The sequence below is a fragment of the Pectobacterium atrosepticum genome (assembly GCA_019056595.1).
GTDB classification, from domain to species: Bacteria; Pseudomonadota; Gammaproteobacteria; order Enterobacterales; family Enterobacteriaceae; genus Pectobacterium; species Pectobacterium atrosepticum.
The window spans coordinates 909642-936606 of sequence record CP036163.1 but is presented as its reverse complement, the minus strand read 5'-3'; the positions used below and the strand labels follow the sequence as shown (position 1 = coordinate 936606).

30 protein-coding genes are annotated in these 26965 nt (G+C 51.0%); 24 read left to right on the top strand and 6 right to left on the bottom strand.

Going from position 1 to position 26965, the window contains the following annotated elements:
• Positions 1-23: 23 nt before the first annotated feature.
• From DCX48_04845 to DCX48_04835, 3 genes are all read right to left on the bottom strand, one after another.
• Positions 24-281, bottom strand: a complete 258-nt coding sequence (locus DCX48_04845; protein QXE13894.1) for a hypothetical protein — start codon at positions 279-281, stop codon at positions 24-26.
• Between the two features lie 88 nt (positions 282-369).
• Complete coding sequence (gene dinI, locus DCX48_04840; GenBank protein QXE13893.1) at positions 370-609, bottom strand: DNA damage-inducible protein I; 240 nt, start codon at positions 607-609, stop codon at positions 370-372.
• A gap of 106 nt (positions 610-715) precedes the next feature.
• On the bottom strand, positions 716-1759 hold the full coding sequence (locus tag DCX48_04835; GenBank protein ID QXE13892.1) for a dihydroorotase: 1044 nt from the start codon (positions 1757-1759) through the stop codon (positions 716-718).
• 184 nt (positions 1760-1943) lie between these two features.
• Here DCX48_04835 and DCX48_04830 point away from each other — a divergent pair, with 184 nt between their 5' ends.
• On the top strand, positions 1944-2231 hold the full coding sequence (locus DCX48_04830; GenBank protein QXE13891.1) for an antibiotic biosynthesis monooxygenase: 288 nt from the start codon (positions 1944-1946) through the stop codon (positions 2229-2231).
• Positions 2232-2301: 70 nt separating this feature from the next.
• On the opposite strand, the gene DCX48_04825 is transcribed toward DCX48_04830, so the two are convergent.
• The gene (locus tag DCX48_04825; GenBank protein QXE13890.1) at positions 2302-5586 is read right to left on the bottom strand and encodes a ribonuclease E; all 3285 of its coding nucleotides are present in this window, start codon (positions 5584-5586) and stop codon (positions 2302-2304) included.
• Positions 5587-5768: 182 nt separating this feature from the next.
• Here DCX48_04825 and DCX48_04820 point away from each other — a divergent pair, with 182 nt between their 5' ends.
• A complete protein-coding gene (locus tag DCX48_04820) occupies positions 5769-5978 on the top strand; it encodes a DUF2655 domain-containing protein (GenBank protein ID QXE17152.1) in 210 nt (69 codons plus the stop codon).
• A gap of 201 nt (positions 5979-6179) precedes the next feature.
• Entirely contained in the window at positions 6180-7136 is a 957-nt protein-coding gene (gene rluC / locus DCX48_04815) for a 23S rRNA pseudouridine(955/2504/2580) synthase RluC (protein QXE13889.1), read from the top strand.
• A 54-nt stretch (positions 7137-7190) separates the two neighbouring features.
• Here the strand turns inward: rluC and DCX48_04810 are convergent, their stop codons facing one another.
• On the bottom strand, positions 7191-7784 hold the full coding sequence (locus tag DCX48_04810; GenBank protein ID QXE13888.1) for a septum formation inhibitor Maf: 594 nt from the start codon (positions 7782-7784) through the stop codon (positions 7191-7193).
• A 140-nt stretch (positions 7785-7924) separates the two neighbouring features.
• On the opposite strand from DCX48_04810, the gene yceD reads away from it, so the two are divergent.
• From yceD to ptsG, 14 genes are all read left to right on the top strand, one after another.
• Complete coding sequence (yceD, locus tag DCX48_04805; GenBank protein QXE13887.1) at positions 7925-8446, top strand: 23S rRNA accumulation protein YceD; 522 nt, start codon at positions 7925-7927, stop codon at positions 8444-8446.
• 16 nt (positions 8447-8462) lie between these two features.
• The gene (locus DCX48_04800) at positions 8463-8633 is read left to right on the top strand and encodes a 50S ribosomal protein L32 (protein ID QXE13886.1); all 171 of its coding nucleotides are present in this window, start codon (positions 8463-8465) and stop codon (positions 8631-8633) included.
• Between the two features lie 29 nt (positions 8634-8662).
• Complete coding sequence (plsX, locus tag DCX48_04795; GenBank protein ID QXE13885.1) at positions 8663-9709, top strand: phosphate acyltransferase PlsX; 1047 nt, start codon at positions 8663-8665, stop codon at positions 9707-9709.
• Between the two features lie 6 nt (positions 9710-9715).
• Positions 9716-10669, top strand: coding sequence for a ketoacyl-ACP synthase III (locus DCX48_04790; GenBank protein ID QXE13884.1), 954 nt, complete (start codon positions 9716-9718; stop codon positions 10667-10669).
• 17 nt (positions 10670-10686) lie between these two features.
• Positions 10687-11616 (top strand): [acyl-carrier-protein] S-malonyltransferase, encoded by a 930-nt coding sequence (fabD, locus tag DCX48_04785; GenBank protein QXE13883.1) that lies wholly within the window; start codon positions 10687-10689, stop codon positions 11614-11616.
• A 14-nt stretch (positions 11617-11630) separates the two neighbouring features.
• Complete coding sequence (gene fabG / locus DCX48_04780; GenBank protein ID QXE13882.1) at positions 11631-12365, top strand: 3-oxoacyl-ACP reductase FabG; 735 nt, start codon at positions 11631-11633, stop codon at positions 12363-12365.
• Positions 12366-12519: 154 nt separating this feature from the next.
• Positions 12520-12756 (top strand): acyl carrier protein, encoded by a 237-nt coding sequence (locus DCX48_04775; protein QXE13881.1) that lies wholly within the window; start codon positions 12520-12522, stop codon positions 12754-12756.
• 82 nt (positions 12757-12838) lie between these two features.
• Positions 12839-14080, top strand: coding sequence for a beta-ketoacyl-ACP synthase II (gene fabF, locus DCX48_04770; GenBank protein ID QXE13880.1), 1242 nt, complete (start codon positions 12839-12841; stop codon positions 14078-14080).
• A gap of 127 nt (positions 14081-14207) precedes the next feature.
• Entirely contained in the window at positions 14208-15005 is a 798-nt protein-coding gene (locus DCX48_04765; protein ID QXE13879.1) for an aminodeoxychorismate lyase, read from the top strand.
• A 14-nt stretch (positions 15006-15019) separates the two neighbouring features.
• Positions 15020-16039, top strand: coding sequence for an endolytic transglycosylase MltG (gene mltG / locus DCX48_04760; GenBank protein QXE13878.1), 1020 nt, complete (start codon positions 15020-15022; stop codon positions 16037-16039).
• The gene (locus DCX48_04755) at positions 16029-16688 is read left to right on the top strand and encodes a dTMP kinase (protein QXE13877.1); all 660 of its coding nucleotides are present in this window, start codon (positions 16029-16031) and stop codon (positions 16686-16688) included. The genes mltG and DCX48_04755 overlap by 11 nt, the downstream gene beginning before the upstream one ends.
• Entirely contained in the window at positions 16688-17698 is a 1011-nt protein-coding gene (locus DCX48_04750; GenBank protein ID QXE13876.1) for a DNA polymerase III subunit delta', read from the top strand. Before DCX48_04755 ends, DCX48_04750 begins: the two co-directional genes overlap by 1 nt.
• A gap of 19 nt (positions 17699-17717) precedes the next feature.
• On the top strand, positions 17718-18515 hold the full coding sequence (locus tag DCX48_04745; protein QXE17151.1) for a metal-dependent hydrolase: 798 nt from the start codon (positions 17718-17720) through the stop codon (positions 18513-18515).
• Between the two features lie 315 nt (positions 18516-18830).
• Complete coding sequence (gene ptsG / locus DCX48_04740) at positions 18831-20264, top strand: PTS glucose transporter subunit IIBC (GenBank protein QXE13875.1); 1434 nt, start codon at positions 18831-18833, stop codon at positions 20262-20264.
• A 156-nt stretch (positions 20265-20420) separates the two neighbouring features.
• Here the strand turns inward: ptsG and DCX48_04735 are convergent, their stop codons facing one another.
• Positions 20421-21218, bottom strand: coding sequence for an XRE family transcriptional regulator (locus DCX48_04735; GenBank protein ID QXE13874.1), 798 nt, complete (start codon positions 21216-21218; stop codon positions 20421-20423).
• A 123-nt stretch (positions 21219-21341) separates the two neighbouring features.
• Here DCX48_04735 and DCX48_04730 point away from each other — a divergent pair, with 123 nt between their 5' ends.
• The 7 genes from DCX48_04730 to DCX48_04700 all read left to right on the top strand — a co-directional run bounded on the left by DCX48_04730 (position 21342) and on the right by DCX48_04700 (position 26950).
• The gene (locus tag DCX48_04730; GenBank protein QXE13873.1) at positions 21342-22793 is read left to right on the top strand and encodes an MFS transporter; all 1452 of its coding nucleotides are present in this window, start codon (positions 21342-21344) and stop codon (positions 22791-22793) included.
• A gap of 217 nt (positions 22794-23010) precedes the next feature.
• Positions 23011-23361, top strand: a complete 351-nt coding sequence (locus DCX48_04725; protein QXE13872.1) for a purine nucleoside phosphoramidase — start codon at positions 23011-23013, stop codon at positions 23359-23361.
• A gap of 69 nt (positions 23362-23430) precedes the next feature.
• Complete coding sequence (locus DCX48_04720; protein QXE13871.1) at positions 23431-23811, top strand: DUF1425 domain-containing protein; 381 nt, start codon at positions 23431-23433, stop codon at positions 23809-23811.
• A 21-nt stretch (positions 23812-23832) separates the two neighbouring features.
• Positions 23833-24414, top strand: coding sequence for a penicillin-binding protein activator LpoB (gene lpoB / locus DCX48_04715; protein QXE13870.1), 582 nt, complete (start codon positions 23833-23835; stop codon positions 24412-24414).
• The gene (thiK, locus tag DCX48_04710) at positions 24395-25288 is read left to right on the top strand and encodes a thiamine kinase (GenBank protein ID QXE13869.1); all 894 of its coding nucleotides are present in this window, start codon (positions 24395-24397) and stop codon (positions 25286-25288) included. Before lpoB ends, thiK begins: the two co-directional genes overlap by 20 nt.
• Before the next feature lie 62 nt (positions 25289-25350).
• The gene (nagZ, locus tag DCX48_04705; GenBank protein QXE13868.1) at positions 25351-26379 is read left to right on the top strand and encodes a beta-N-acetylhexosaminidase; all 1029 of its coding nucleotides are present in this window, start codon (positions 25351-25353) and stop codon (positions 26377-26379) included.
• Positions 26380-26407: 28 nt separating this feature from the next.
• Complete coding sequence (locus DCX48_04700) at positions 26408-26950, top strand: alpha/beta hydrolase (protein ID QXE13867.1); 543 nt, start codon at positions 26408-26410, stop codon at positions 26948-26950.
• The last annotated feature ends 15 nt before the right edge of the window (positions 26951-26965 follow it).

Below are 26965 nucleotides of genomic sequence, written 5' to 3'. Positions count from 1 at the left end.
GTTGTTACAGAAGCAGTAGAACATTATTCCGTAGCTGGCCCTGAGTTTTTTTCTAATGCGGCAGCAAGTCGGGCAAGGTATTTCTTCATCGCGGGATCCCGATTCTCATTTTGAGATTCCAATGTCAGATTGTGAATCATCAGTTTGTTTGCTTTTTCATCGAGGCAGAATGCCAGGGACGAAAAGGCGAGTTCCAGAGCATCGATCTTGCGTTGTTGCTCGCCAATCAGCTCCAGTAGTTCCCCGAATGTCATTGCCTCGTCTGGTTTTTCTACCGTCATTACAGATACCCTCGATCATAGCACATGGCGAAATGCCGCTTTAAACTGCCATTACAGCCTATATCTTCGTTATCTTTCAAGCTTTAGATTACTCTGCTGTAAACCAGTCATCGGCACTTTCCCACGTTTCCTGCAAAATTTCAGAGATACGATCTTTGTCATCTTTACCAGCTCCCATCACCGTCAGGCTATTTGCGGATGCATAACGAACCTGAATGGGTGTATCGGGATAAATTTTGTGAATACGCTTTTCCAGCTCATGCCTGAGCGCTTCGATGGCACCGGCGGGTAAAGGCGCTGTCTTTGTAAGAGTAATTTCTACGCGCATGCTGACCTCCAATTTTTTAACTGTTTATTTATACAGTTATTAGGGAGGAAGAACAAGATGTGCAATAAAATTTAGCCCATCGGCATAATGCGGATGGGCTTACCGATTAACGAACTGACCAGTTGAGGCTTTGTCCGGCAAGGAAGGGGATTAGCGACTCGTCGCCGAGAGCGATTTCTTCTGGGAACGTGACTGCTTCACGGTGAAGTTCAATCCAGCTGTCGTTCACTGGCAGGCCATAAAACCGCGGGCCATTCAGGGAACAGAATGCTTCGAGTTTATCAAGCGCATTCATTTCTTCAAAAACGGTGGCGTAGGTACTTAATGCAGCCTGAGCATTGAACACACCAGCACAGCCGCAGCTGGATTCTTTTCTGTGTTTGGCATGTGGCGCTGAATCTGTACCGAGGAAAAGTCGGTCGCAGCCGCTGGCGACGGCTTCACGCAACGCTTGTTGATGCGTGTTGCGTTTTAAGATCGGTAGACAATATAAGTGAGTGCGGATGCCGCCAACCAGCATATGATTGCGGTTGAACATCAAGTGCTGGGGGGTGATGGTTGCTGCAAGATAATCATTGCCTGCAATAACGTATTCCGCTGCTTCTTTCGTCGTAATGTGTTCGAGGACGACCTTCAGTTCAGGGAAATCCTGGCGTAACGGTTCCAGAATGGTTTCGATAAAGCGAGCTTCCCGATCGAATATATCAATAGCGGGATCGGTGACTTCACCGTGAATGAGTAACGGCATGCCAATTTTCTGCATTTTCTCCAGAATCCCGGAGATAGTGGCGACGCTAGTTACGCCATGGCTGGAGTTCGTTGTGGCGTTGGCTGGATAGAGTTTGGCAGCGGTAAAGACGCCTTGCTCAAAACCACTCACGATTTCATTGGCATCTAGCGTATCAGTCAGATAGCACGTCATCAGTGGATGAAAATTATCGCCTTGCGGGACTGCGGCTAAAATACGCTGACGATACGCGATAGCGCTGGCTACGCTGGTAATCGGTGGCGTCAGATTTGGCATAACAATCGCACGGCCGAAGAAACGGCTGGTATAGGGGAGAACGGTTTCCAGCATCCGATCGTCACGCAGGTGAATGTGCCAATCGTCAGGGCGACGGATTTTAAGAATAGTGTGCTGTGCGGTCATGGAATTGCGCTCCGGCGGTCAGTAGAAAAACATCGTCTTTCGGTTGGTTTTGGGACTGATACGGCGGGGGATAAGGATAAGCGTAAAGCCATTTGAATGCATCCGTTTGTTGATGAATGCTTGAAATTAGGCGCAGATTGGCATCTGATAGCACTATCTTTTCATTGATAAATAAGGGATGTATATGGAAATTCGTATTGTCGCCACTATTCAGGCAAAGGCAGAGTTCATTGCCGATGTTACCGCAACGCTAAAACGCGTGGTATCGCCCAGCCTGCAGGAAGCGGGCAATGTGCAGTATGATCTGCATGAAGTCGTGGGTAAACCCGGTTCGTTTGTGTTCTTCGAACGTTGGAAGGATCGTGAGGCTCTGGCATTACATGAGCAGAGTGCGCACTTTAAAAGTTTCCTGGCCGAACTGGATGGTAAAACGGACAGTGTAGATATCAAGCTATTGAGTTTTTTAGGTTAAGCAATTAGCAAAAGATTGTAGATAAAAAAACACCCGCCAATTGGCGGGTGTTTGTCTATAAAAGTCAGAGTTACTCGTTAACTGGCGCTGGCTTGGTTGCTGGCGCAGTTGATTGGTTAACTGCGGAATGACCGCCTGCCGAGCCTTTTCCTGAGAACGGATAGTCTGGGCGTACCCAATCACTGTGTCGAGCAGGCTCCGCGTTATATGCTGGGGCTGGCGCTTTAGTCATTGGTGCCGTTGCATGGAGCTTATAATGCGGCTGTTCAACAACGGTAGCTGCTTTTGTTACGCCCGATGCCGGTTCTTCCACAACCGACTGCGCGCTGATTGCAGCTACTGGCTCATCCTGAATGCTTTGTGGCTGGCTGACTTCCTGTACTACGGAAACCACTGGGCTAGAAACCGGTTCTGCTACATCAGCTTTCTCGGTCGCATCAGCGATGTCATCTGCCTGTTTTTCTTCAGCAACGACAGCTTCAACGGCCTGTACATCTTCGGTCGCCTGTGTCGTATCAGTATCATCAACCTCAACGGCTTTGGCTTCTTCAACTGCACTAACAGCAATCGCAGCGATGACATCATCGATCGCCGTGTTCTCTGTGATTGGCTCAACGACAGTCTCTTCGTCTGCAGCACTCACTTCGACATGCTCTACATTGCTGTCCTGAATGACGTCCGCAGATTGTACTGTTGCTGTTACAACGGCATCTTCGTGAACGACTGCTTCAGTAATCGCAACGTTTTCAATCGCGTTGGATTCAGCGGTATCGGCTTGTGCCGTCACTGCGACGTCGACAACGGCTGGTAACAGTGGTGTTTCGATAGCTGCCACGTTCTCTTCCAACTGTTGGTTTTCAGCCTGCTGTGACTGTGCGACAGGGTAGCTGATCCACACTTTCCCTGATGCCATTTCCGGTGACGCGGCGGCAAATTCCAACTGCATCGGCGACTGGGATGGGTAACGCTCATCACGATAGCGACGACGGCGCTGGCCGCTGACGCGCAGATGGCGAGGAGAACGACGTGAGCGACGTGGCATACCGCCATTTTCGCCATTGGCACGATTTGCATCGTTTTGCTCGTTATCGCTCTCGTTATTGTCTACCGCAACATCGTTTGGCTTGACGTAAGATTGAGCTAGCTCAGGGGCTTCAGCAATCGGTGCCGTGTTATCAGACAAAGTATCCTGCTGAGTTTCAGACTGGACACGTACTTTCTGAGTCAACTGACGACGTTGGCGACGTTGCATAACCTGAGTAGGCTTATCCTGCTCGGCTGTGTTGTCATCGGAATCATCGGCCACTGGCTGAATTTTCTCCTCTACCGGAGCTTGACGGCGCTCGTCCTGACGACGACGCTGACGTTCAGCGCGTGGTTCACGGCGCGGTTGTTCTTCCGAATCGGCTTTCTCCACATTTTCTGCAACGCGTGTTTCCGCGACCACTTCTTCGGTTTGTCGCTTATTACGGCGCTGATCATCACGCTGTTCACGAGAGCCACGGTCACGGCGGTTATTACCCTGACGGCGTGGGTTCCGACGTTCAGAACGCTGGCCTTCACCGGCTTTCTCTTCTTCTACTTTCTTCTCGTCAACGCTATCTACTGCTTTTGCAGCTGGTTCAGAAGCAAAAACGCCTTTTAAGGCACTGAAGAAACGGCTAATGAGACCCGGTTGAGCTTCTTCTGCGGCTTTTGCTACATCAGGAGCCGCTTTGGCAACCGGTGGCGTGGTTTCTTCTGGCATTTCAGCCATGCTGAACGTTGCTAAAGCTGGCTGCTCAGGCTGTTTACGCTCGATCGTTTGTTCGTCTTGCAGTTGCTGTGTTTCCGTTTCCAAACGCTGAGGCAACAAATAGCTGAGCGTCGGTTTTTCTTCGCCTTTGCGTACGCGAACCACAGAGTAGTGCGGTGTTTGCATACCGTCGTGTGGCACGATGATAGCGCGTACACCGCCCTGACGTGTCTCAATGGCGTTAACGGCATCACGCTTCTCGTTCAGCAGATAAGATGCAATCTGGACTGGAACAATCGCATGAACTTCTTTGGTGTTTTCTTTCAGCGCTTCTTCTTCAATCAGGCGAAGAATGGACAGCGAAAGTGATTCATTGTCACGAATCGTGCCTGTGCCGGTACAGCGTGGGCAAACGTGATGGCTGGATTCGCCCAGTGAAGGACTTAGACGCTGACGTGACATTTCCAGCAGACCGAAGCGGGAAATCCGACCGATCTGAATACGTGCACGATCTTGGCGTACTGAATCGCGCAGGCGGTTTTCAACTTCACGCTGGTGACGAACCGGGGTCATATCAATGAAGTCGATGACGATCAGGCCGCCAAGGTCACGCAGGCGTAATTGGCGCGCAATTTCGTCTGCGGCTTCAAGGTTAGTATTAAACGCGGTTTCTTCAATGTCGCCACCGCGTGTTGCACGGGCGGAGTTGATATCAATGGCCGTCAACGCTTCGGTAGTATCGATAACGATAGAACCGCCGGACGGCAGGCGGACTTCACGTTGGAAAGCCGATTCAATCTGCGATTCGATCTGATAGTGGCTGAAAAGCGGGATTTCACCACTGTACAATTTGATTTTGCTGCTGAAGTCAGGGCGACCCAGCGCAGAAATATGTTCTTTCGCCAGCTCGAGAATTTTCGGGTTGTCGATCAGGATTTCGCCAATATCCTGGCGCAGATAGTCACGGAAAGCACGGACGATCACGTTACTTTCTTGATGAATCAGGAATGGCGCCGAGCGACCTTCAGCGGCTTTTTTGATTGCGTCCCAGTGTTTCAGACGGAAAGCCAAATCCCATTGTAGTGCTTCAGCGGATTTACCCACACCAGCAGTACGAACAATGAGTCCCATGCCATCGGGCAATTGCAACGATCCCAGCGCTTCTTTAAGCTCGGTACGATCGTCACCTTCGATCCGGCGTGAAATGCCGCCTGCGCGAGGGTTATTCGGCATTAAGACCAGATAGCTACCAGCCAGGCTGATAAAGGTAGTCAGCGCTGCGCCTTTGTTGCCACGCTCTTCTTTATCTACCTGAACAATAACTTCCTGACCTTCACGTAACACGTCTTTAATGTTAGGACGACCATGGGAAGCATAGTTGCTTGGGAAGTATTCGCGGGCGATTTCTTTAAGAGGAAGGAAACCATGCCTTTCAGCGCCGTAATCAACAAAAGCCGCTTCAAGACTGGGTTCGATACGAGTGATTTTACCTTTGTAGATATTTGCTTTCTTCTGCTCATGACCTGGACTTTCAATATCCAAATCATACAGCCGTTGACCATCAACCAAGGCAACACGCAACTCTTCCTGCTGAGTTGCGTTAATTAACATTCTTTTCATCTTCAACTTACTCGTTATTTTTACTTGCATTATTGATAGAGCTGCGGACAAAAAGAACCGCATGACCGGAGTGAACCGATGGCCTCGTGGCTTATCGCAGGGACGTCAACCTCCCGGTTGTCGCCTGCATAGAGACGCATGTTTCGGTAGCCTGTATTTCCTGATGGAAAACAGCGCATTTACTGAGGGAACAGCTTCTGAATAATGTCGCCAGATCTGATTCCATTTGCCGGCCAAGCTGCAATCCACAGCCCGCTAACTGCTTGATTTCGCATTACGTCTTACGCCATTGCTGCGTGTGTGCGTTATCAGGCAAATTTAGTAACTTCGCAATTTCCCCTTGTTTATCGGAAATCCGCGTGGGAAACGCAAAAGCATTATTCCACTGCTGATACCGTTATAGCAAGATGACTTTGCCTGTCTGTATAAAGATAGTTCTGTTGTTATCACCAAAACGGACAGGGTTTGATGCTACAGCGCAATTCACCCGTTACTCACCCGATAGTGCAACAATATCTTCATAAGTCAGACACACAGTTAAGCACAGAAAAAGAAGTGGCGCTATCGGGTTGCTCTATTTAGAATCGCGCATCATGAAAACAGATAATCCTTCAGTACAGTTTGTGACGATCTCCGCAGATGAAGCGGGGCAGCGTATCGATAATTTTTTGCATACCCACTTAAAGGGTGTGCCTAAAAGCATGGTTTACCGAATCTTGCGAAAAGGTGAGGTAAGGATAAATAAGAAACGGGTCAAGCCGGAGTATAAATTGCTCGACGGTGATGTCATCCGTATTCCGCCTGTTCGACAGGCTGAACGCGACGAAACGCCTGTTTCTGCCAGTCTTGGTAAAGTAGCGGCGTTGGCCGAGTGCATTATTTATGAAGATGACTACCTGTTGGTGCTGAATAAGCCCTCGGGTACTGCGGTGCATGGCGGAAGTGGCCTAAGCTTCGGCGTAATTGAAGGGCTGCGTGCTTTACGCCCGGAAGCGCGTTTTCTGGAGCTAGTGCACCGCCTCGATCGCGATACTTCTGGTGTTTTACTGGTGGCAAAAAAACGTTCGGCCTTACGTTCTTTGCATGAACAACTGCGGTTGAAAGGTATGCAAAAAGACTATCTGGCGCTGGTTCGCGGCCAGTGGCAGTCTCACTGTAAGGTCGTTCAGGCGCCGCTGTTGAAAAATATCCTGCAAAGTGGTGAACGCATAGTACGGGTAAACAGCGAAGGTAAAGCGTCAGAAACACGTTTTAAAATAGAAGAGCGTTTTGAACACGCAACTCTGGTGAGGGCGAGCCCAGTTACCGGGCGTACACATCAAATTCGTGTACACGCCCAGTATGCCGGACATCCGATAGCGTTTGACGACCGTTATGGCGATCGCGAGTTCGATCGGCAACTGGCAGGTTCGGGTTTAAAACGTCTATTCCTGCATGCGCAGGCGCTGCGTTTTGAGCACCCGAATACTGGCGAGACGTTGAGAGTCGAAGCGCCATTGGATAATGGATTACGCCGCTGCCTACAGGTGTTGCGCGAGACAAAAAGCTAACCACTCATATCTATATGCTTTTATCTATCGGGATAGCGCTTCATCGGGCTATCCCTATTCATTTCTCACTGTCAATGGATTCAAACCTTCCTTTTGTAGCATCTGTGTTAGCGCGATCAGCGGCAATCCAATGAGCGTATTTGGATCTCGACCAGATAACCGTTCAAAGAGGGTAATACCCAACCCTTCGCTTTTAAAACTCCCCGCGCAGTTCCATGGCTGCTCTTTCTCCAGATAGCCGTCAATTTCAGCTTCCGTTAGTGTACGAAAATACACATCAAAGGGCTCTGCGATGCTCTGTATTGATTGGGTTGCGCTATTAAAAAGCGCTAAACCGGTAAAGAAGGAAACGCATTTTCCGCTGGCCTGCTGTAATTGCCGTGTTGCGTTAATCTTATTATGCGGTTTTCCCGTAATGGAATTCCCCAGTACGCAAACTTGATCGGAACCAATAATCAAATGATTGGTGTAGTGTGTGGCCAGCGCTCGTGCTTTGCTTTCAGCAAGACGGATCACGAGATCGATGGCGTTTTCGCCAATGCGAGGGGTTTCATCGATGTCTGGCGACGCGCAGACAAAGGGGACCGTCAGCTTTTCCAATAAGGCTTTACGGTAAGGCGAAGTTGAGGCGAGAACGATCTGCTGCATAATTTTTTGATAAACCGTAGCGTAATGATGAAAGGCATTTTAAACTGTGTGCCGCTCTGGAAGCGAATATTGGTGAAGGGCGGTGTATAACTGCCTTTTTCTTTGACTCTATGTCGTTACGACGTTAATATGCGCGCCCTATGCAAAAGGTAAAATTACCCTTAACCCTTGACGCGGTCCGTACTGCTCAGAAACGTTTAGATTACGTTGGTATCTATTCGTCTGAACAAGTAGAGCGTATTGCCGAGTCAGTGGTGAGTGTGGATAGTGATGTTCAGGCCTCTTTATCTTTCAATATTGATAATCAGCGTCTGGCTGTGATTGACGGTAACGCTGACGTTGCGGTGACACTGATGTGTCAGCGTTGCGGAAAGACGTTTGAACATCAGGTCCATGCGACATTCTGTTTCAGCCCGGTCGTCAATGATGAGCAGGCCGAAGCGTTACCGGGAGCGTATGAGCCGATCGGCGTTGATGAGTTTGGCGAAGTCGATCTGCTGGCAATGATTGAGGATGAAATTATTCTGATGTTGCCTATCGCCCCGGTACATGATTCTGAACACTGTGAAGTGTCCGAAGCGGACATGGTTTTTGGTCAACTGCCTGCAGAGGCGGAAAAACCAAATCCGTTTGCCGTATTAGCCAGTTTAAAGCATAAGTAATTAAGGAGTAAGGTCCATGGCCGTACAACAAAACAAACCTAGCCGTTCCAAACGTGGTATGCGTCGTTCACATGATGCGCTGACTACCTCTTCTGTATCCGTAGATAAAGTTTCTGGCGAAACTCACCTGCGTCACCACATCACTGCGGATGGTTACTACCGCGGTCGCAAGGTCATTGCCAAGTAATTCTTGCGAATTATTTGCAAGGCAATACCTTGACACGCCTAACTCTGGCGTTAGATGCGATGGGCGGGGATTTTGGTCCCTGCGTAACAGTGCCTGCTGCATTGCAGGCACTGGCTTCTAATCCAGCACTCAATTTGCTATTAGTCGGCGATCCTGCTGCGATTACTCCATTACTTGCCAAAGTCGATTCTGATTTACTCTCTCGCTTAGAAGTTGTTCCGGCGGAGTCGGTTATTGCTAGTGATGCGAGGCCGTCGCAGGCTATTCGTGCGAGCCGTGGTACCTCAATGCGCATCGCGCTTGAGTTGATTAAAGACGGTAGGGCACAGGCCTGTGTGAGTGCAGGCAATACGGGTGCGCTTATGGGACTGGCTAAGCTCCTGATTAAGCCACTTGAAGGCATTGAGCGACCTGCATTGGTGTCGGTATTACCTCACCAGCAGCACGGAAAGACAGTTGTGTTGGATCTGGGGGCTAATGTTGAATGCGACAGCACAATGTTGGTTCAGTTTGCTGTGATGGGCTCAGTGATGGCAGAAGAAGTGCTGGAACTGACGAATCCTCGGGTCGCGTTGTTGAATATCGGTGAAGAAGAAAACAAAGGGCTGAGTACTATCCGTGAAGCAGCGGCACAGCTAAAAGAGACACCATCAATAAATTATATCGGTTATCTGGAAGGCAACGATCTGCTGACGGGAAAAACGGATGTGATGGTCTGTGACGGCTTTGTGGGTAATGTCACACTGAAAACGGTGGAAGGCGTGGTAAGGATGTTCCTGTCACTGCTGAAGTCTCCTGCTTCAGGCCCAGAGCAAAAACAAAAGCGATCCTGGTGGTTGAAATGGCTGGGACGTTTGTTACAAAAACGCTTATCAAAGCGTTTCGGTCATTTGAATCCCGATCAATATAATGGCGCATGCCTGCTAGGATTGCGGGGAACTGTAATCAAAAGCCATGGCGCAGCAAACCAGAGAGCGTTTGCGGTTGCTATTGAACAGGCAATGCAGACGGTACGGCGGCAGCTTCCCGAGCGGATTGCCGCTCGTCTAGAAGCAGTATTACCCAAGAGTGACTAAGCGTACATGTATACAAAAATAATCGGAACAGGCAGCTATCTGCCTGAAGAAATCAGGACGAACGCTGATTTAGAAAAAATGGTGGAAACGACGGACGAATGGATCGTCACACGTACTGGAATCCGTGAGCGCCGTATTGCTGCGCCGGATGAAAACGTTGCGACCATGGGATACCGTGCCGCGCAGAAAGCGCTGGAGATGGCGAATGTCGATGCTTCTGAAGTCGGCCTTCTAATTGTTGCTACAACATCATCAAGCCATGCTTTCCCTAGCTCAGCCTGTCAGGTTCAGCAGTTATTAGGGATCAAAGATACGATTGCTTTCGATCTGGCTGCTGCCTGCGCGGGTTTTACCTATGCGCTGAGCGTTGCCGATCAATACGTTAAAAGCGGTGCGGTGAAATACGCACTGGTGATCGGTTCCGATACGTTGTCTCGTACATTGGATCCTGAAGATCGCGGTACGCTTATTCTGTTTGGTGATGGTGCGGGTGCCGTGTTGTTAACAACATCAGAGCAACCGGGTATTCTTTCCACCCATCTTCATGCCGATGGCCGCTATGGCGAGTTGTTGACGTTGCCTCATCAGGATCGTAACCATACTGATAAGCCTGCTTATCTGACGATGGCGGGTAATGAAGTCTTTAAAGTGGCTGTGACTGAACTGGCACACATTGTTGAAGAAACGCTGCAAGCGGCTCAACTGGACAAAAGTGAATTAGACTGGCTGGTGCCTCATCAGGCTAACCTGCGTATCATCAGTGCCACGGCGAAAAAGCTGGGCATGGGGATGGACAAAGTGGTTGTGACGCTGGATCGTCATGGTAATACCTCTGCGGCTTCCGTGCCTTCAGCGCTTGATGAAGCGGTACGCGATGGGCGTATTAAACCAGGACAACTGGTGCTGCTTGAAGCCTTCGGTGGTGGCTTTACTTGGGGTTCCGCGCTGGTTCGCTTTTAATTAAACAGGATTGTGATATGACGCAATTTGCAATGGTGTTTCCCGGTCAGGGATCGCAGACGGTAGGGATGTTGGCTGAACTTGCAGCAGAATACCCGGTCGTTACCGAAACGTTTGCTCAAGCTTCCGAAGTGTTAGGTTATGACTTGTGGCAGCTTACCCAGCAAGGGCCAGCTGAAGAGTTGAATAAAACCTGGCAGACACAGCCTGTGTTACTGACCGCTTCTGTTGCTATCTGGCGTGCCTGGCAGCAGCAGGGAGGAAAAACTCCTGCGTTGATGTCTGGTCATAGCCTCGGTGAGTATTCTGCACTGGTTTGTGCGGGTGTTCTGGATTTCCAACAGACTGTTCGTCTGGTTGAATTGCGTGGCAAACTGATGCAAGAAGCGGTGCCTGAAGGCACTGGTGCGATGTATGCCATTATCGGCCTCGATAACGATGCGATTGCCAAAGCGTGTGAAGAATCCGCGCAGGGGCAGGTGGTATCGCCGGTAAACTTCAACTCACCGGGGCAGGTAGTGATTGCGGGTAATAAAGATGCCGTTGAGCGTGCTGGTGCTGCGTGTAAAGCTGCTGGCGCGAAGCGCGCGTTGCCTTTGCCTGTCAGCGTACCGTCACACTGCGCGTTGATGGAGCCCGCTGCGAAGAAGCTTTCTGTGGCACTGGAATCCGTGACATTTAATTCTCCGGTCATCCCAGTTGTAAATAATGTAGATGCAAGTATCGAAACCACACCAGAAGCGATTCGCAATGCGCTGGTGCGACAACTTCATTGCCCAGTACGTTGGACTGACTGTGTTGAATTCATGGCCTCTCAGGGCGTTGAGTCACTATTAGAAGTCGGGCCGGGTAAAGTATTGACTGGCTTAACCAAACGAATCGTCGATACCCTGACAGCAGCTGCGGTGAACGATCCTGCTTCTCTATCAGCGGCGATTGAGAAATAAGAGCGGAGAAGACAATGAGTTTTGAGGGGAAAATTGCACTGGTTACCGGTGCAAGCCGTGGTATAGGGCGTGCCATCGCCGAGACGTTGGTTGCTCGCGGGGCAAAAGTCATTGGTACTGCAACCAGCGAAAAAGGTGCTGAAGCCATTAGCAGCTGGCTGGGTGAGAACGGTAAAGGTTATATGCTGAATGTTGCTGATGCAGCATCAGTAGAAAGCGTGTTAGCAGAAATTCGCGCAGAATTCGGGGAAATTGATATTCTTATCAATAACGCGGGTATCACCCGTGATAACCTGCTGATGCGTATGAAAGATGATGAATGGCACGATATTCTGGATACCAATTTGACCTCGGTATTCCGTATGTCTAAAGCAGTTATGCGTGCCATGATGAAGAAACGTTTTGGCCGTATCATTACCATCGGTTCCGTTGTGGGAACGATGGGCAATGCAGGACAAGCTAACTACGCGGCAGCGAAGGCGGGGCTGATTGGGTTCAGCAAATCCCTCGCGCGTGAAGTGGCTTCTCGTGGTATTACGGTCAACGTGGTCGCGCCTGGTTTTATCGAAACAGATATGACTCAGGCATTGACAGAAGAACAGCGAGCAGGCATTTTGACGTCGGTTCCAGCTAACCGACTCGGTGATGCTAAAGAAATCGCCAGTGCTGTTGTATTTTTAGCCTCTGATGAAGCTGCTTACATTACTGGCGAAACATTGCATGTCAACGGCGGCATGTATATGATCTAAAAAGCTCGAAAACTATTTGCTTTATTTGCGGTGATAACCGCAAAATAGCACAAAATCGTGGTTCGACCAGCCGAGATTTTGTTGCATCTTTTCAAACATTTTATACACTACGAAAACCATCGCGAAAGCGAGTTTTGATAGGAAATTTAAGAGTATGAGCACTATCGAAGAACGCGTTAAGAAAATCATCGTTGAACAGCTTGGTGTTAAGCAGGAAGAAGTCGTAAACAATGCTTCTTTCGTTGATGACCTCGGCGCTGATTCTCTTGACACTGTTGAGCTGGTAATGGCTCTGGAAGAAGAGTTTGATACTGAGATTCCAGACGAAGAAGCTGAAAAAATCACGACTGTTCAGGCAGCCATTGATTTCATTCAGGCTAACCAGCAGTAAGCGAACATATCTAGGCGGTCATTCGACCGCCTAAGTTTTTTTGTCCCGCAGTGTCTTTTTTTTCCCTCCCTGGAGGATAAGCGTGTCTAAGCGTCGAGTAGTTGTGACCGGACTGGGCATGTTATCTCCTGTCGGCAATACAGTTGAGTCTACCTGGAGTGCTCTTCTTGCCGGTCAGAGTGGTATCAGCCTGATCGACCATTTCGATACTAGTGCCTACGCAACGCGTTTTGCTGGCTTAGTAAAGAATTTTAATTCTGAGGAATTCATTTCGCGTAAAGAAGCACGCAAAATGGATGCCTTTATTCAATATGGTGTTGCTGCTGGCGTTCAGGCTATGCAGGACTCCGGTTTGGAAGTAACGGAAGAAAACGCTCCGCGTATCGGTGCGGCGATTGGTTCCGGCATCGGCGGTCTGGGTCTTATTGAAGAGAACCACACTGCGCTGGTGAACGGTGGCACGCGTAAAATCAGCCCGTTCTTCGTACCGTCAACCATCGTCAATATGGTGGCTGGGCATCTTACTATCATGTTCGGACTGCGTGGCCCCAGCATTTCTATCGCTACTGCCTGTACGTCTGGCGTGCATAATATTGGCCATGCCGCACGTATCATTGCCTACAACGATGCGGATGTGATGTTGGCCGGTGGTGCAGAAAAAGCCAGTACGCCATTAGGCGTCGGTGGATTCGGTGCCGCTCGTGCATTGTCTACGCGCAATGACGATCCTCAGGCGGCAAGCCGTCCGTGGGATAAAGATCGTGATGGTTTTGTACTGGGCGACGGCGCTGGCCTCATGGTGCTGGAAGAGTATGAACACGCGAAAAAGCGCGGTGCGAAAATCTATGCAGAAATTGTTGGGTTTGGCATGAGCAGCGATGCGTATCATATGACGTCTCCGCCGGAGGACGGTTCAGGCGCCGCGCTGGCGATGGAGAACGCACTGCGTGATGCTGGTGTGTCAACGAGCCAGATCGGTTATATCAACGCGCATGGCACTTCTACGCCTGCGGGTGATAAAGCTGAGACACAGGCCGTGAAATCCGTGTTTGGTGCGGACGCCAGTCGTGTACTGGTTAGCTCGACAAAATCCATGACGGGTCACTTGTTGGGTGCAGCAGGCGCGGTGGAGTCAATCTTCAGTATTCTTGCTCTGCGCGATCAGGCTGTTCCGCCAACGCTCAACTTGGATAATCCAGATGAAGGCTGCGATCTGGATTTTGTGCCGCATGAGGCGCGTCAGGTCAGCAATCTGGAATACGTACTCTGCAACTCTTTCGGTTTCGGTGGAACCAACGGTTCTCTGATCTTCCGTAAAGTTTGATTGCAATAGCGTCATAAAAAACCCGGTTTCCGGGTTTTTTTTTGCCTGAATAAAATCAGACACACCTGCTTGTCTACGATGCCGCTTTACTGGCAAGCTGACGGCGATGAATGACGTGGAGCTTATTATGCTGTGGATTAATGGTCAGTTACAGGAACAGCTCTCGGTACTCGATCGGGGTACACAGTATGGTGACGGCTGTTTTACGACCGCCAGAATATGTGATGGCGAGATTGTCTGGCTCGATCGACATATCGCACGACTGCAACAGGCTGCTACGCGCTTATTATTTCCTGCCGTTGACTGGGAAGATCTGCACGTTGAAATGATAAGCGCAGCGCAGGGACGATCGAGCGGCGTAGTGAAAGTCATGCTAACGCGTGGCGTCGGCGGGCGTGGTTATAGTGCGCAAGGTTGTGTGCAGCCAACCCGAATAGTCATGCAGGCAGATTATCCTGCGCAGTATGCCGTCTGGCGTGAGCAGGGTATTAGCCTGAATTTGAGCCCTGTGGCGTTAGCTAAAAACCCGCTGTTGGCGGGAATCAAGCATCTGAATCGGCTTGAACAAGTGTTAATTCGTGCACATCTTGACCAGACCCCAGCCGATGAGACCCTCGTGCTTGACACCTCTGGTGCGCTAGTGGAATGCTGTGCCGCTAATTTATTCTGGCGTAAGGATCATCGTGTCTATACGCCGGATTTATCTCAATCAGGTGTGGATGGCGTTGCGCGACAGCATATGATTGCCTTGCTGGCAGATTCTGACTTCGATCTCCAGATCGTCAGTGAATCAGTAGACACATTGGCTGACGCGGATGAAGTGCTGATTTGTAACGCATTAATGCCGATAGTCCCCGTGAATCAGGCGCATGTCTGGCGTTACCACTCCCGAGAGCTTTATCAATTCCTGAGTTCTGACTGCTAGTAGATGGTTGATTTATGAAAAAAAAGAAAATTGGTTTGCTGATTATCGCCGCTGTTGTTCTGATGTTGCTGGTAGCGTGGCAGAAAATGCAGCGTTTTGCTGGTTCTCCATTGGCTATCGAAAAAGAAACTATTTTCACGCTTCCGGCCGGTACGGGAAGAGAAGGGCTGGAAACGCTGCTTCTCGATCAAAAAATTATTACTGATGGTGCGTTTTTTCCGTGGCTGCTGCGTATCGAGCCTGAATTGGCAAAATTCAAGGCAGGTACGTATCGCTTTACGACGGGAATGACCGTACGCGAGATGTTGGCCTTACTGTCCAGCGGCAAGGAAGCGCAATTTACCATCCGCTTTGTTGAAGGTTCACGTCTAAAAGAGTGGATTGTCACATTACAGCAGGCACCTTATATCAAGCATGCGCTGGCCGATAAAACCGAACAGGACATCGCCACTCAGTTGGAAATCAACGATAAGGCGAACCCGGAAGGTTGGTTTTATCCTGACACGTATTCATACACGGCCGGTACGAGCGATAGCGCCCTGTTACAGCGTGCGCATCAGCGTATGAAAAAAACGGTGGATGACGTATGGAAAGGGCGTGAAGAAGGCTTACCCTACAAGACCCCTGACGAGTTGCTGACGATGGCGTCAATCATTGAAAAAGAAACGGCAATCAATGAAGAACGCACGCAGGTCGCTTCCGTTTTTATCAATCGCTTACGGCTTGGTATGCGGTTGCAAACTGATCCCACGGTGATTTATGGCATGGGGGATGACTATAAAGGTGTGATAACCCGTAAAGCATTAGATACGCCGACGCCTTACAATACTTATGTCATCACCGGCTTACCGCCGACGCCGATCGCGATGCCGGGGAAAGCGTCATTGGATGCGGCTGCACATCCTGCTAAAACGTCGTATCTGTATTTCGTGGCGGATGGAAAAGGCGGACACAGTTTTACCACTAACCTTGCAGACCATAATCGTGCTGTAAAGGTATACCGCTCAGCGTTAAAGGAACGGGATGAACAGTAAATTTATCGTCATTGAAGGATTGGAAGGCGCAGGGAAGACCACGGCGCGCAATATTGTTGTGGAAACGCTGCGATCACATGGTGTGAAAGAGGTGCTGTTCACGCGAGAGCCCGGCGGTACACCGTTGGCGGAGAAGCTACGTGAACTCATCAAGCAAGGTATGGCCGATGAGAAGGTCACCGACAAAGCGGAAGTTTTGATGCTCTACGCGGCCAGAGTTCAATTGGTGGATAATGTCATCAAACCTGCATTGGCAGATGGGAAATGGGTTATCGGCGATCGCCACGATCTCTCTTCGCAGGCTTATCAGGGCGGTGGACGTGGGATCGATCAGCAACTGCTGCGCTCACTGCGCGATACCGTGCTGGGTAATTTTCGTCCGGACCTGACGCTCTATCTTGATTTGCCGCCAGCCATCGGTTTGCAGCGTGCGCGTCAACGCGGCGAACTGGATAGAATCGAGCAAGAGTCGCTGGCTTTCTTTGATCGCACACGTACCCGCTATCAGGCGTTGGCGGCGGAGGATGACAGCATCCTGACGATCGATGCTTCACAATCTATTGATGCCGTCAGTGCGGATATTCAGGCCGCGTTACAGCAGTGGTTGCAGCAACAAGGATTGCAGCCTGTCGTACAGGTACAGTACTGATGGATTGGTATCCGTGGCTGAATGCCTCTTATCGGCAGCTTATCAGTCAATATCAGGCAGGCAGAGGCCACCATGCGGTGTTGCTGCATGCGCTGCCGGGCATGGGTGATGAATCGCTTATTTATGCGCTGAGTCGCTGGCTAATCTGCAAGCGACCTGACGGAATGAAAAGCTGCGGCCAGTGCCATTCTTGTAATTTGATGACTGCGGGAACGCACCCAGATTGGCATGTGCTGAGCCCGGAGAAAGGCAAGCACAGTCTGGGTGTCGATCCGGTGCGTGACGTCGTGGAAAAAGTATACCAACACTCCCGACAGGGCGGAGCAAAAGTGATCTGGCTGGCTTCCGCTGAGCAACTGACAGAAGCCGCAGCGAACGCACTGCTGAAAACGCTGGAAGAACCCCCACAAAATACCTTCTTTTTATTGGGTTGCCGTGAGCCGGCTCGGTTGTTAGCAACCTTACGCAGTCGTTGCCTGTATCACTATCTGGATGTGCCGAATGAGACGCAGAGTATCTTGTGGCTGAATACGCGCCATCGTCATGATAGTAAGGCATTGCGTACGGCATTGAGATTGCAATCGGGCGCGCCGCTCGCTGCCGAAGCATTATTGCAGCCAGAACGTTGGAAGCAGCGGAGCGTGCTGTGCCAAACATTTTCTGCTGCGATGACTTCACGGGACCAGTTTTCGTTGATAGCACAACTGAATCATGACGATGCGGATGCACGTATTCACTGGCTGGCCGCGCTACTGCTGGATGCAATGAAATGGCAACAGGGAGCCCGTGAGCATCTGGTGAATCAGGATCAGATCGAACTGGTTGAGCGTCTGGCGCTCGAACCTTCTGCGCACTTACAGTATGAACTGCAACAGTGGCTGGCTTGCCGACAAAAATTGCTGACTGTCACCGGTGTGAATCGTGAACTGCTGTTAACGGAACGCCTTCTTGATGGCGAACGCACGCTTGCTTCATCGGTTAAGCGCGACAGCCATCCATTTTCTGTTTAATTACTATCGAGTAAATATCATGTTGTTAGTGGATTCCCACTGTCATCTTGACGGTCTGGATTATCAGTCATTGCATAAAGACGTCTCCGACGTGCTGGAGAAAGCGAAACGCCGCGATGTCGGTTTCCTTCTGGCGGTGGCGACAACGCTGCCCGGCTATCGTGCCATGGTGGAGTTGATCGGAGAGCGTGATAACGTGGCGTTTTCCTGCGGTGTTCATCCCCTCAATCAGGAAGCCCCCTATGATTATGCCGAACTGCGTGAGCTAGCCAGCGCCAGTCGCGTGGTGGCAATGGGGGAAACGGGGTTGGACTATTTCTATCAGCAGGAAACGAAAGTCCAACAGCAGGAATCGTTTCGCGAACATATTCGGATTGGCAATGACCTGAATAAGCCAGTCATCGTGCATACGCGAGCTGCCCGTGAAGATACGCTGGCAATTCTGCGTGACGAACACGCGGAGAAATGCAGTGGCGTTCTACACTGCTTTACGGAAGATTTGATCACGGCAAAAGCCTTGCTGGATATGGGGTTCTACATCTCATTTTCTGGGATCGTGACGTTTCGTAATGCAGAGGAATTGCGTGACGTAGCGCGCTACGTACCGCTGGATAGGATGTTGATTGAGACAGATTCCCCTTGGTTAGCGCCTGTCCCATTCCGAGGTCAGGAAAACCAGCCTGCGTATGTGCGTGATGTCGCGGAATACCTTGCCGTAGTGAAAGGTACATCGCTGGAAACCCTCGCGGCTGCCACGACAGAAAACTTTTCCCGCCTGTTTCACATCGATCCGGCTCGGTTGACCACAGCACAATAGTGGCTGAGAATAGCCGAGTTTTTTTTACCCGTGTAATTAATAGCGACACATAATCCCCTTGATCAGGTTTTTCCTCTTCAGGGGGGCGTGTTTTTTAGCGATATATCACAAAAAAGTGCAATATCTGTTCGTTCTCAGCCTGTTGGCTTGTGGAAACGTGATAGCAATCAAACATTGTGAACGCTATTTATTTTACTCTGCGTAAAAATTAAAGGGGGCTAAGACACCCCAACTCGCAAAGGCCATCCTCCCCACCTTTGCTTATAGATGAAGTATCAGAAGTAAAAGCACTATTACTCAGGAGCACACTCAATTATGTTCAAGAATGCATTCGCAAACCTGCAAAAAGTAGGTAAGTCGCTAATGCTGCCCGTATCCGTACTCCCTATCGCAGGTATTCTGCTGGGTGTCGGTTCGGCCAATTTTAGCTGGTTACCTGAAATTGTCTCCAGCGTCATGGCACAGGCTGGTGACTCGGTATTTGCCAACATGCCGCTGATTTTTGCTATCGGTGTTGCCCTGGGCTTCACCAACAATGACGGTGTTTCCGCACTGGCGGCGGTGGTGGCTTACGGCATCATGGTGAAAACCATGGCGGCGATTGCGCCGATAGTTCTTAATCTACCGGCTGCCGAGATTACTGCGAAGCACTTGGCAGATACCGGTGTTCTGGGCGGGATCATTGCCGGTTCGATTGCCGCGTATATGTTTAACCGCTTCTACCGCATCCAACTGCCTGAGTATCTGGGCTTCTTTGCCGGTAAACGCTTTGTACCGATTATTTCGGGTCTGACGGCAATCATTATCGGTACGGTGTTGTCTTTCATATGGCCACCGGTCGGTAGTGCTATCCAGGTATTCTCTCACTGGGCAGCGAATGAGAACCCGACGTTGGCATTCGGTATTTACGGTGTCGTTGAACGTTCTCTGGTACCGTTTGGTCTGCACCATATCTGGAACGTACCTTTCCAGATGCAAGTGGGTGAATTCACCAATGCGGCTGGCCAGGTTTTCCACGGTGATATCCCACGTTACATCGCGGGTGACCCAACTGCGGGTAAATTGTCCGGCGGCTTCCTGTTCAAAATGTACGGTCTGCCAGCGGCGGCGATTGCTATCTGGCATTCGGCTAAACCAGAAAACCGCGCGAAAGTGGGCGGTATCATGATCTCTGCGGCACTGACCTCGTTCCTGACGGGTATCACTGAGCCAATTGAGTTCTCATTCATGTTTGTTGCGCCGATCCTGTATGTGATCCATGCGATTCTGGCGGGTCTGGCGTTCCCAATCTGTATCCTGTTGGGTATGCGTGATGGTACAAGCTTCTCTCACGGTCTGATCGACTTTGTGGTACTGAGCGGCAACGGTAGCAACCTGTGGCTGTTCCCGATTGTGGGTCTGTGCTATGCGTTGATTTACTACACCATTTTCCGCGTTCTGATTACTAAGCTGAACCTGAAAACGCCGGGCCGTGAAGATAGCTCATCTGAGCAAGTTTCGCAGGACAGCACCGAAATGGCTGCTGCACTGGTTAGCGCGTTTGGTGGTAAAGAAAACATCACTAACCTGGATGCATGCATCACTCGTTTGCGCGTTAGCGTAGGCGATGTGGCTAAAGTTGATCAGGCTGGCCTGAAAAAACTGGGCGCAGCAGGTGTTGTTGTGGCAGGTTCCGGTGTTCAGGCAATTTTCGGTACAAAATCCGATAACCTGAAAACCGATATGGACGACTACATCCGTAACCATTGATGAGTTGTTGGGGAGTTGCAGAAAGGGGCGAAAGCCCCTTTTTTATGGTTATCATCAAACGGTCTTCAAAACATGAACGGCGAGACTCTTATCTGCTTATGTAGCGAGATCCTATCGTATATTTGTCTATCTTTCTGATACCGCATCAGCGCCATATCATATTCTTTCCTGAGATTGCTGCGCATAAACCACCAGGCGCAGATGCCGATCTTCATCGATGGTCAGCGACGTGTGCTCGAAGGCTTCAGGCTTGCCCTCAATCATCAGTTGGCGAACCCCACTGCACGGCGCATGCACATCATGCTGACGCCACCACATTTTGAAGTCTGGCGACACTTGTTCCAGTTCATCCACTAGCTCATGAATATCAGCCTCCTGCGTTGCGCGAGCGAAATCGCGGCGAAAACTCGACAACATTTGTGGTGCTTGTTTCTCCCAGCCGACAAATCGCTCATGCAACAACGGATCGGTAAACAAGAGCCAGAGCAGGTTACGTCTCTCGGAGGGATGCGCGTCAAAGCCGAAAAACTGGTTCGCCGGTTCATTAAAGGCCAGTACGTCCCAGCGCAGATTGAGTATGTAAGCTGAATGCGGGGCCAGATCGTGCATTAGACGCCGTACCAGTGGTGGAACCACGCACCACGTCTTACCCGGCTCGACAGGTGGCCGTTCATGTGCCAGCAGGTACAGATGGCGACGTTCGGCCGCATCAAGTTTGAGCACCCGTGCCAGGCTGTCCAAAAAGGCTGCTGACACACCAATGTCGCGTCCTTGTTCGAGCCAGGTATACCAGGTCAGGCCGACCCCGGCCAGTGCGGCCACTTCTTCGCGTCGCAGCCCCGGCGTGCGCCGTCTTCCACCACTGGGCAAACCTACATCAGCGGGTGACACCCGTTCGCGGTGCGCGCGCAAAAAGGCCGCCAGATCGTGGCGAGTTCTCTCCAATGTTCTCATCGTTTACCGAGTTACTTTTAGTAATAGCATAAGTTGTTAAATTGTAATCGTTTAAAAGAGGTTTGAGAATGATGGCGTGATGACTCTTGATACATAAATTCGCGATACACAAGGATAGACAACATGAACTCAACTTATCGTGCTTCGGCTGTAACGACGACGGCCAATAGTCCGCCTTGGCTCGGTCTGTCTGTGCTGCTCATGGCGGGCTTTGTTACGATCTTCGATCTGTTCGTGGTCAATGTTGCCATCCCCAGCATGCAGGCCGACTTGGGTGCCAGCTTCGCGCAGATCGGCTTTATCGTTGCGGGTTACGAACTGGCTTTCGGTGTGCTGCTGATTACGGGTGGCCGATTGGGAGATATATTTGGGCGACGCCGCCTGTTTGTCGTGGGCATGGCTGGATTTACGATTGCTTCTGCGCTGTGTGGCTTAGTGCCCAACGCAGAATTTCTGATTAGCGCACGCATCTTGCAGGGACTCGCGGCCGCGCTACTGTTCCCACAGGTTTACGCCTCTATCCGCGTCAATTTCGATGGGAACGATAGTCGCCGTGCCTTCGGTCTGCTGGGGATGACGCTGGGGCTAGCCGCTATCGCGGGTCAGGTACTGGGAGGATGGCTGGTGCATGCCAACCTATTCGGGCTGAGCTGGCGTAGCATCTTTCTTATTAATGTTCCTATTGGTCTGTTGGCTATCGCGGCAGCTCGATTTATTCCTGAATCCCGTACGCCGCTGCGCCCTTCGCTGGATTGGGCGGGTGTGGCGCTGGTTAGCATTGGGTTGACGTTGCTGCTGGTGCCGCTGATCGAAGGACCGGGACAAGGCTGGCCTGCATGGAGCCTGTGGATGCTGGCTGCTGCGGCTGTCCTGCTGACAGTTTTTTATCACCAGCAGGAATGGCGACAACTAGCGGGACATCTTCCGCTGGTTGATATGCGTCTGCTCGTGCAGCGTCGGTTCCTGTTGGGCGTGTTGCTGGTGCTGCTGGTGTATTCCACATCCAGCTCATTTTTCTTGTGTTTTGCTCTGCTGGTGCAAGTTGGGTTGGGGCTCGATCCCTTTCTCGCCGGTAGTATTTTCGCGCCTTGTAGCGTGGGCTTCGTTCTGGCGTCGCTGGCTGCACCGCGCCTGGTTGCCCGCTGGGGTATGCCAGCCATCGTCGCGGGGGCGTTAGTTTATGCCGTTTCCATCGGGCTGTTGATTATGCAAGTGCAGCTAGCGGGAGCGAATCTGGTGGCCGCATGGCTGATTCCTGTGCTGGTGGTGCTTGGTGCAGGTCAAGGTTTTATCATGACGCCGCTACTGAATCTGGTTTTGGGCTTTGTAAATGAAGCTAAGGCCGGTATGGCATCGGGCGTGATCTCGACGGTTCAGCAGGTTGGGGCGGCGTTGGGTGTGGCAGTGGTTGGCATCTTGTTTGGCACCGCGCTGGCGACAGGCGATGACGCTGTTACACAAGCGGATCAATACATTTCTGCCTTTGTCGTGGGAATGCTCTACAACTTAGGCGCGGCTTTGCTGGTTTGCATCCTGTTGTTAATGTTGGTGAGAACGCCGCAGTCGGTTAACTGACAAAGGAAGGGACGCGATGGGCATTCGCTAAGCGGCGTCAAACCCTTGCCGCCGTGGTGATAGCGTGGCAGTGTTCGGTACAGACAGGTTTTTTCTGCGTGTCGTATTTTGACCACCTGCACCAGAAATAGACGAAGAAGGTTGAAAGAAATGGAATATGTCACTCATACTGCCTACATGACGTCGTTCAACGCCAGCTTTAACAAGGAAATCAATCATGGCTGAAGAAACCATCTTTAGTAAAATCATCCGCCGGGAAATTCCTGCCGATATCGTGTATCAGGATGAACTGGTCACCGCTTTCCGTGATATCGCGCCCCGCACGCCAACCCATATTCTGATTATCCCGAATGTATTAATCCCAACCGTTAACGACACGGCGCCAGAGCATGAAGCGGCGCTGGGACGTATGGTGACGGTTGCGGGTAAAATTGCGCAGCAGGAAGGCATTGCAGAAGACGGCTATCGCCTGATTATTAACTGCAACCGACACGGTGGGCAGGAAGTTTATCACATCCATATGCATCTACTTGGTGGCCGTGCATTAGGGCCTTTGCTGGCGAACTAGATCCTGTAGAGCTAAGTTCGATAGACATGGTTAGACAATCAGGTGAGAAAACCATCATGCGAGTAAACCATGCGTAACCCGACGCCTTTTATGTTTGCGTGTTTGATGCTGGGATTGATAGCGGGCTGTAGTGCGCCAAAGGTGCTGACTATCAATGAGCGACAAACGCTGGTATTGGATGCTCCCGTGCTATCCGCTGGCATTACGGCGGGGAATCCGTCTCTGGATTCAGAAAATGGCAGACTGCGAGCTTCTTCCGCTGTCAGCAACGATGCTTCACATGCGGTGACCGTGCATTACCGTTTCTATTGGTATGATGAAAACGGGCTGGACGTGCTGCCGTTTGAAGAGGTGCAGTCCATTGAAATCCCGCCACAGACGGAAATGACGGTTTTTTCAACGCGTAGCAATCCTAATGCGCGTCAGGTTCGTCTTCATCTGTTTTTGTAATGGTGTGCTGAGAGAGAAAATATGAAAAAGTATCTAGGGGTGATACTGGCAGCGTTGGTACTGACAGGGTGCCCAAGCCGTCCGCCGGAACCGACTGAACCGCCTGCGACCATTGAGCCGGTTGAGCCTCAAGTGCCAACCACGCCAACGCCGCCGCCGGGGGAATCTGTACCGCAACCGCCTAAAATCCAGACGTTGAACTGGGAAGCCAGCATCAATCCGTTGGTGGCACAGATGCTGAAAGCCGATGGCGTTACACCGGGCAGCATACTGCTGGTGGATAGCGTGAAAAATAACACCAATGGTTCATTGCCGATAGCGAAAGCAACAAATGCGTTGTACAGCGCGTTATCCTCCGGTAAGGCCTTTACGCTGGTACCACGTGAGCAACTGGCTACTGCGAAGCAAACGCTGGGTCTGTCGGTTGATGACAGCTTAGGATCGCGCAGCAAGGCGATTGGTCTGGCGCGTTATGTTAGCGCGCAGTATGTGTTGTACAGCGATGTCAGTGGTGATGTGAAATCACCGCAAATTGATATGCAATTGATGCTGGTACAGACCGGCGAAATTGTTTGGTCAGGCAATGGCGCCGTTCAGCATTAAATCGGCGGGCATCCGGCAACAGCTGACGGCGACGATCCAGAAACATTTCCCTACTGTGGAGATGGCGGATATTCGCTTTGAGCTGGTCGGGGGGCTAAGTAGTAAAAGCTGGCGTATTCGTGGGCCGGGTATTGAGTGGCTTGCACGCCGGCAGTCGCCAGTTGAGCGAAAAATGGGCGTCGACCGTCAGCGAGAGTTCGCTCTGCTGCGGCAGACGTCGGCGATAGGACTCGCGCCACGGCCGCTGCTGTGGCGTGACGGCTGGTTAATTGTCGAGTGGGTGCCGGGGCGCATTGCTACCACAGATGAGTTCCTGATGATGCTGGCTAATGGCGAAGTGACGCGTGTATTGTCTCAGCTCCATCGTCAGCCGCGTAGCGGTCATCCCCTCAATCTCAAAATATTATTCGCTCAACATTGGCAACTGATGGATCCGTGCCGTCGTTCGCCTGCGTTGTTGCGTGCCCACCATCATTTTCAACGTGCTGCGTTACCCACGCCTTTGGCGTTAGGTCCCCTCCATCTGGATGTACATGCTGAGAACCTACTGATTACACCGCAAGGAACCATGCTGATCGACTGGGAATATGCCTCAGATGGCGATATCGCCTTTGAGCTAGCGTTCATTGTCCGAGCCAGTCAGATGGAAAGCATGGCGCAAACGCACTTTCTACAGAGCTACCAGCAGCATCGGCGAGGGTTTTCCGTGAGCCGTCTTCAGCAACAGATGATGCAGTGGTTCCCCTGGGTCGATTATCTGGTATTGATGTGGTTTGAAATACGCTGGCAACAAACGAAGAACCCCGAGTTTTTAGCGGAAATTCCCGCACTCTATCATCGGCTACAACTGGGCCATGGGCTACAGTCAAGCTGACGGTATGATTTTTGTGGTCGTAGTCATTTTACTCAGCAGTACTATTAAAGAATGAGGTTTTTGTGGGTCCGGTAATGTTAGATGTCGCCAGCTATGAGCTGGATGCAGAAGATCGTGAAGTGCTGGAACACCCGCTCGTTGGCGGCGTTATTCTGTTCACCCGTAATTTTCATGATGCGGCGCAGTTACGTGAATTAGTGCGCCAAATCCGCGCGGCGTCGCGCGAGCGTCTCGTGGTTTCTGTGGATCAGGAAGGCGGGCGCGTTCAGCGTTTTCGTGATGGATTTACCCGTTTGCCCGCCGCGCAGGCGTTTGCTGCATTAAATAGCATGCCAGAAGCCCAACGGTTGGCGGAAGAAGGCGGCTGGTTGATGGCGGCAGAAATGATCGCGATGGATATCGACATTAGTTTTGCACCCGTGCTGGATATCGGTCACCAGAGTGCGGCGATTGGCGAGCGTTCGTTTCATGAACAGCCGGAAACGGCGTTGGCTGTAGCGCAGAGCTTTATTCGCGGTATGCACAGCGCAGGAATGAAAGTCACGGGTAAGCATTTCCCCGGTCACGGTGCGGTCAGCGCCGATTCACATAAAGAAACGCCGCGCGATCCGCGTCCGCTTGCGGAGATTCGCGCACACGATATGCTGATTTTTAAAGAGCTGATCCAACGTCAGCAGTTGGATGCGATCATGCCTGCCCATGTGATTTACACCGAGGCCGATCCGCGTCCCGCCAGCGGTTCTCCCTACTGGCTTAAAACAGTACTGCGTGAAGAGTTAGGCTTTGATGGCATCATTTTCTCCGACGATCTGTCGATGGAAGGTGCGGCTGTAATGGGAAGTTACCCAGAGCGGGCGCAGGCCGCGTTGCAGGCGGGATGTGACATGATTCTGGTTTGCAATCATCGTGAAGGAGCGGTCAGCGTGCTGGATAACCTATCCCCGGTCAAAGCGGAGCAACTAACGCGCTTATATCATCAGGGTTCGTTTTCTCGTCGGGAACTGCTGGATTCGTCGCGCTGGAAGCAGGCAAATCAGGCGCTCAGCGCACTCAGTGAGCGCTGGCAGGCGCATAAAAATGGTGAGAAATAGGCAACCTAGTCAGTGGTGAGGATAAAAGATGATTATCTATTTACACGGTTTTGACTCAACCAGCCCCGGTAACCATGAAAAAGTCTTGCAGCTTCAGTTTATCGATGAAGATGTACGGCTGATTAGCTATAGCACGCTGCATCCGCGTCATGATATGCAACACCTGCTAAAGCAGGTGGATAAGATGATTCAGCATTCAAATGACGATCGTGCGCTGATTTGTGGCGTGGGGTTGGGCGGTTTTTGGGCTGAACGGGTCGGTTTTCTGTGTGATATACGACAAGTTATTGTCAATCCGAACCTTTTCCCGCAGGAAAACATGAGCGGGAAAATCGATCGACCGGAAGAATATCTGGATATCGCCACGAAGTGTGTCGCGAATTTTCGTGAAAAAAACCGCGATCGCTGCATGGTCATGCTTTCCCGTCAGGATGAGATGCTCGACAGCCAGCGCAGTGCGCAAGCGCTGGGAGAATATTATGAGATTGTTTGGGACGATATCCAGACGCATAAATTCAAAAGTATCTCTCCCCATCTACAGCGGATAAAAGCCTTCAAAACGCTCGGTTAGCATGCGGTGTTAATG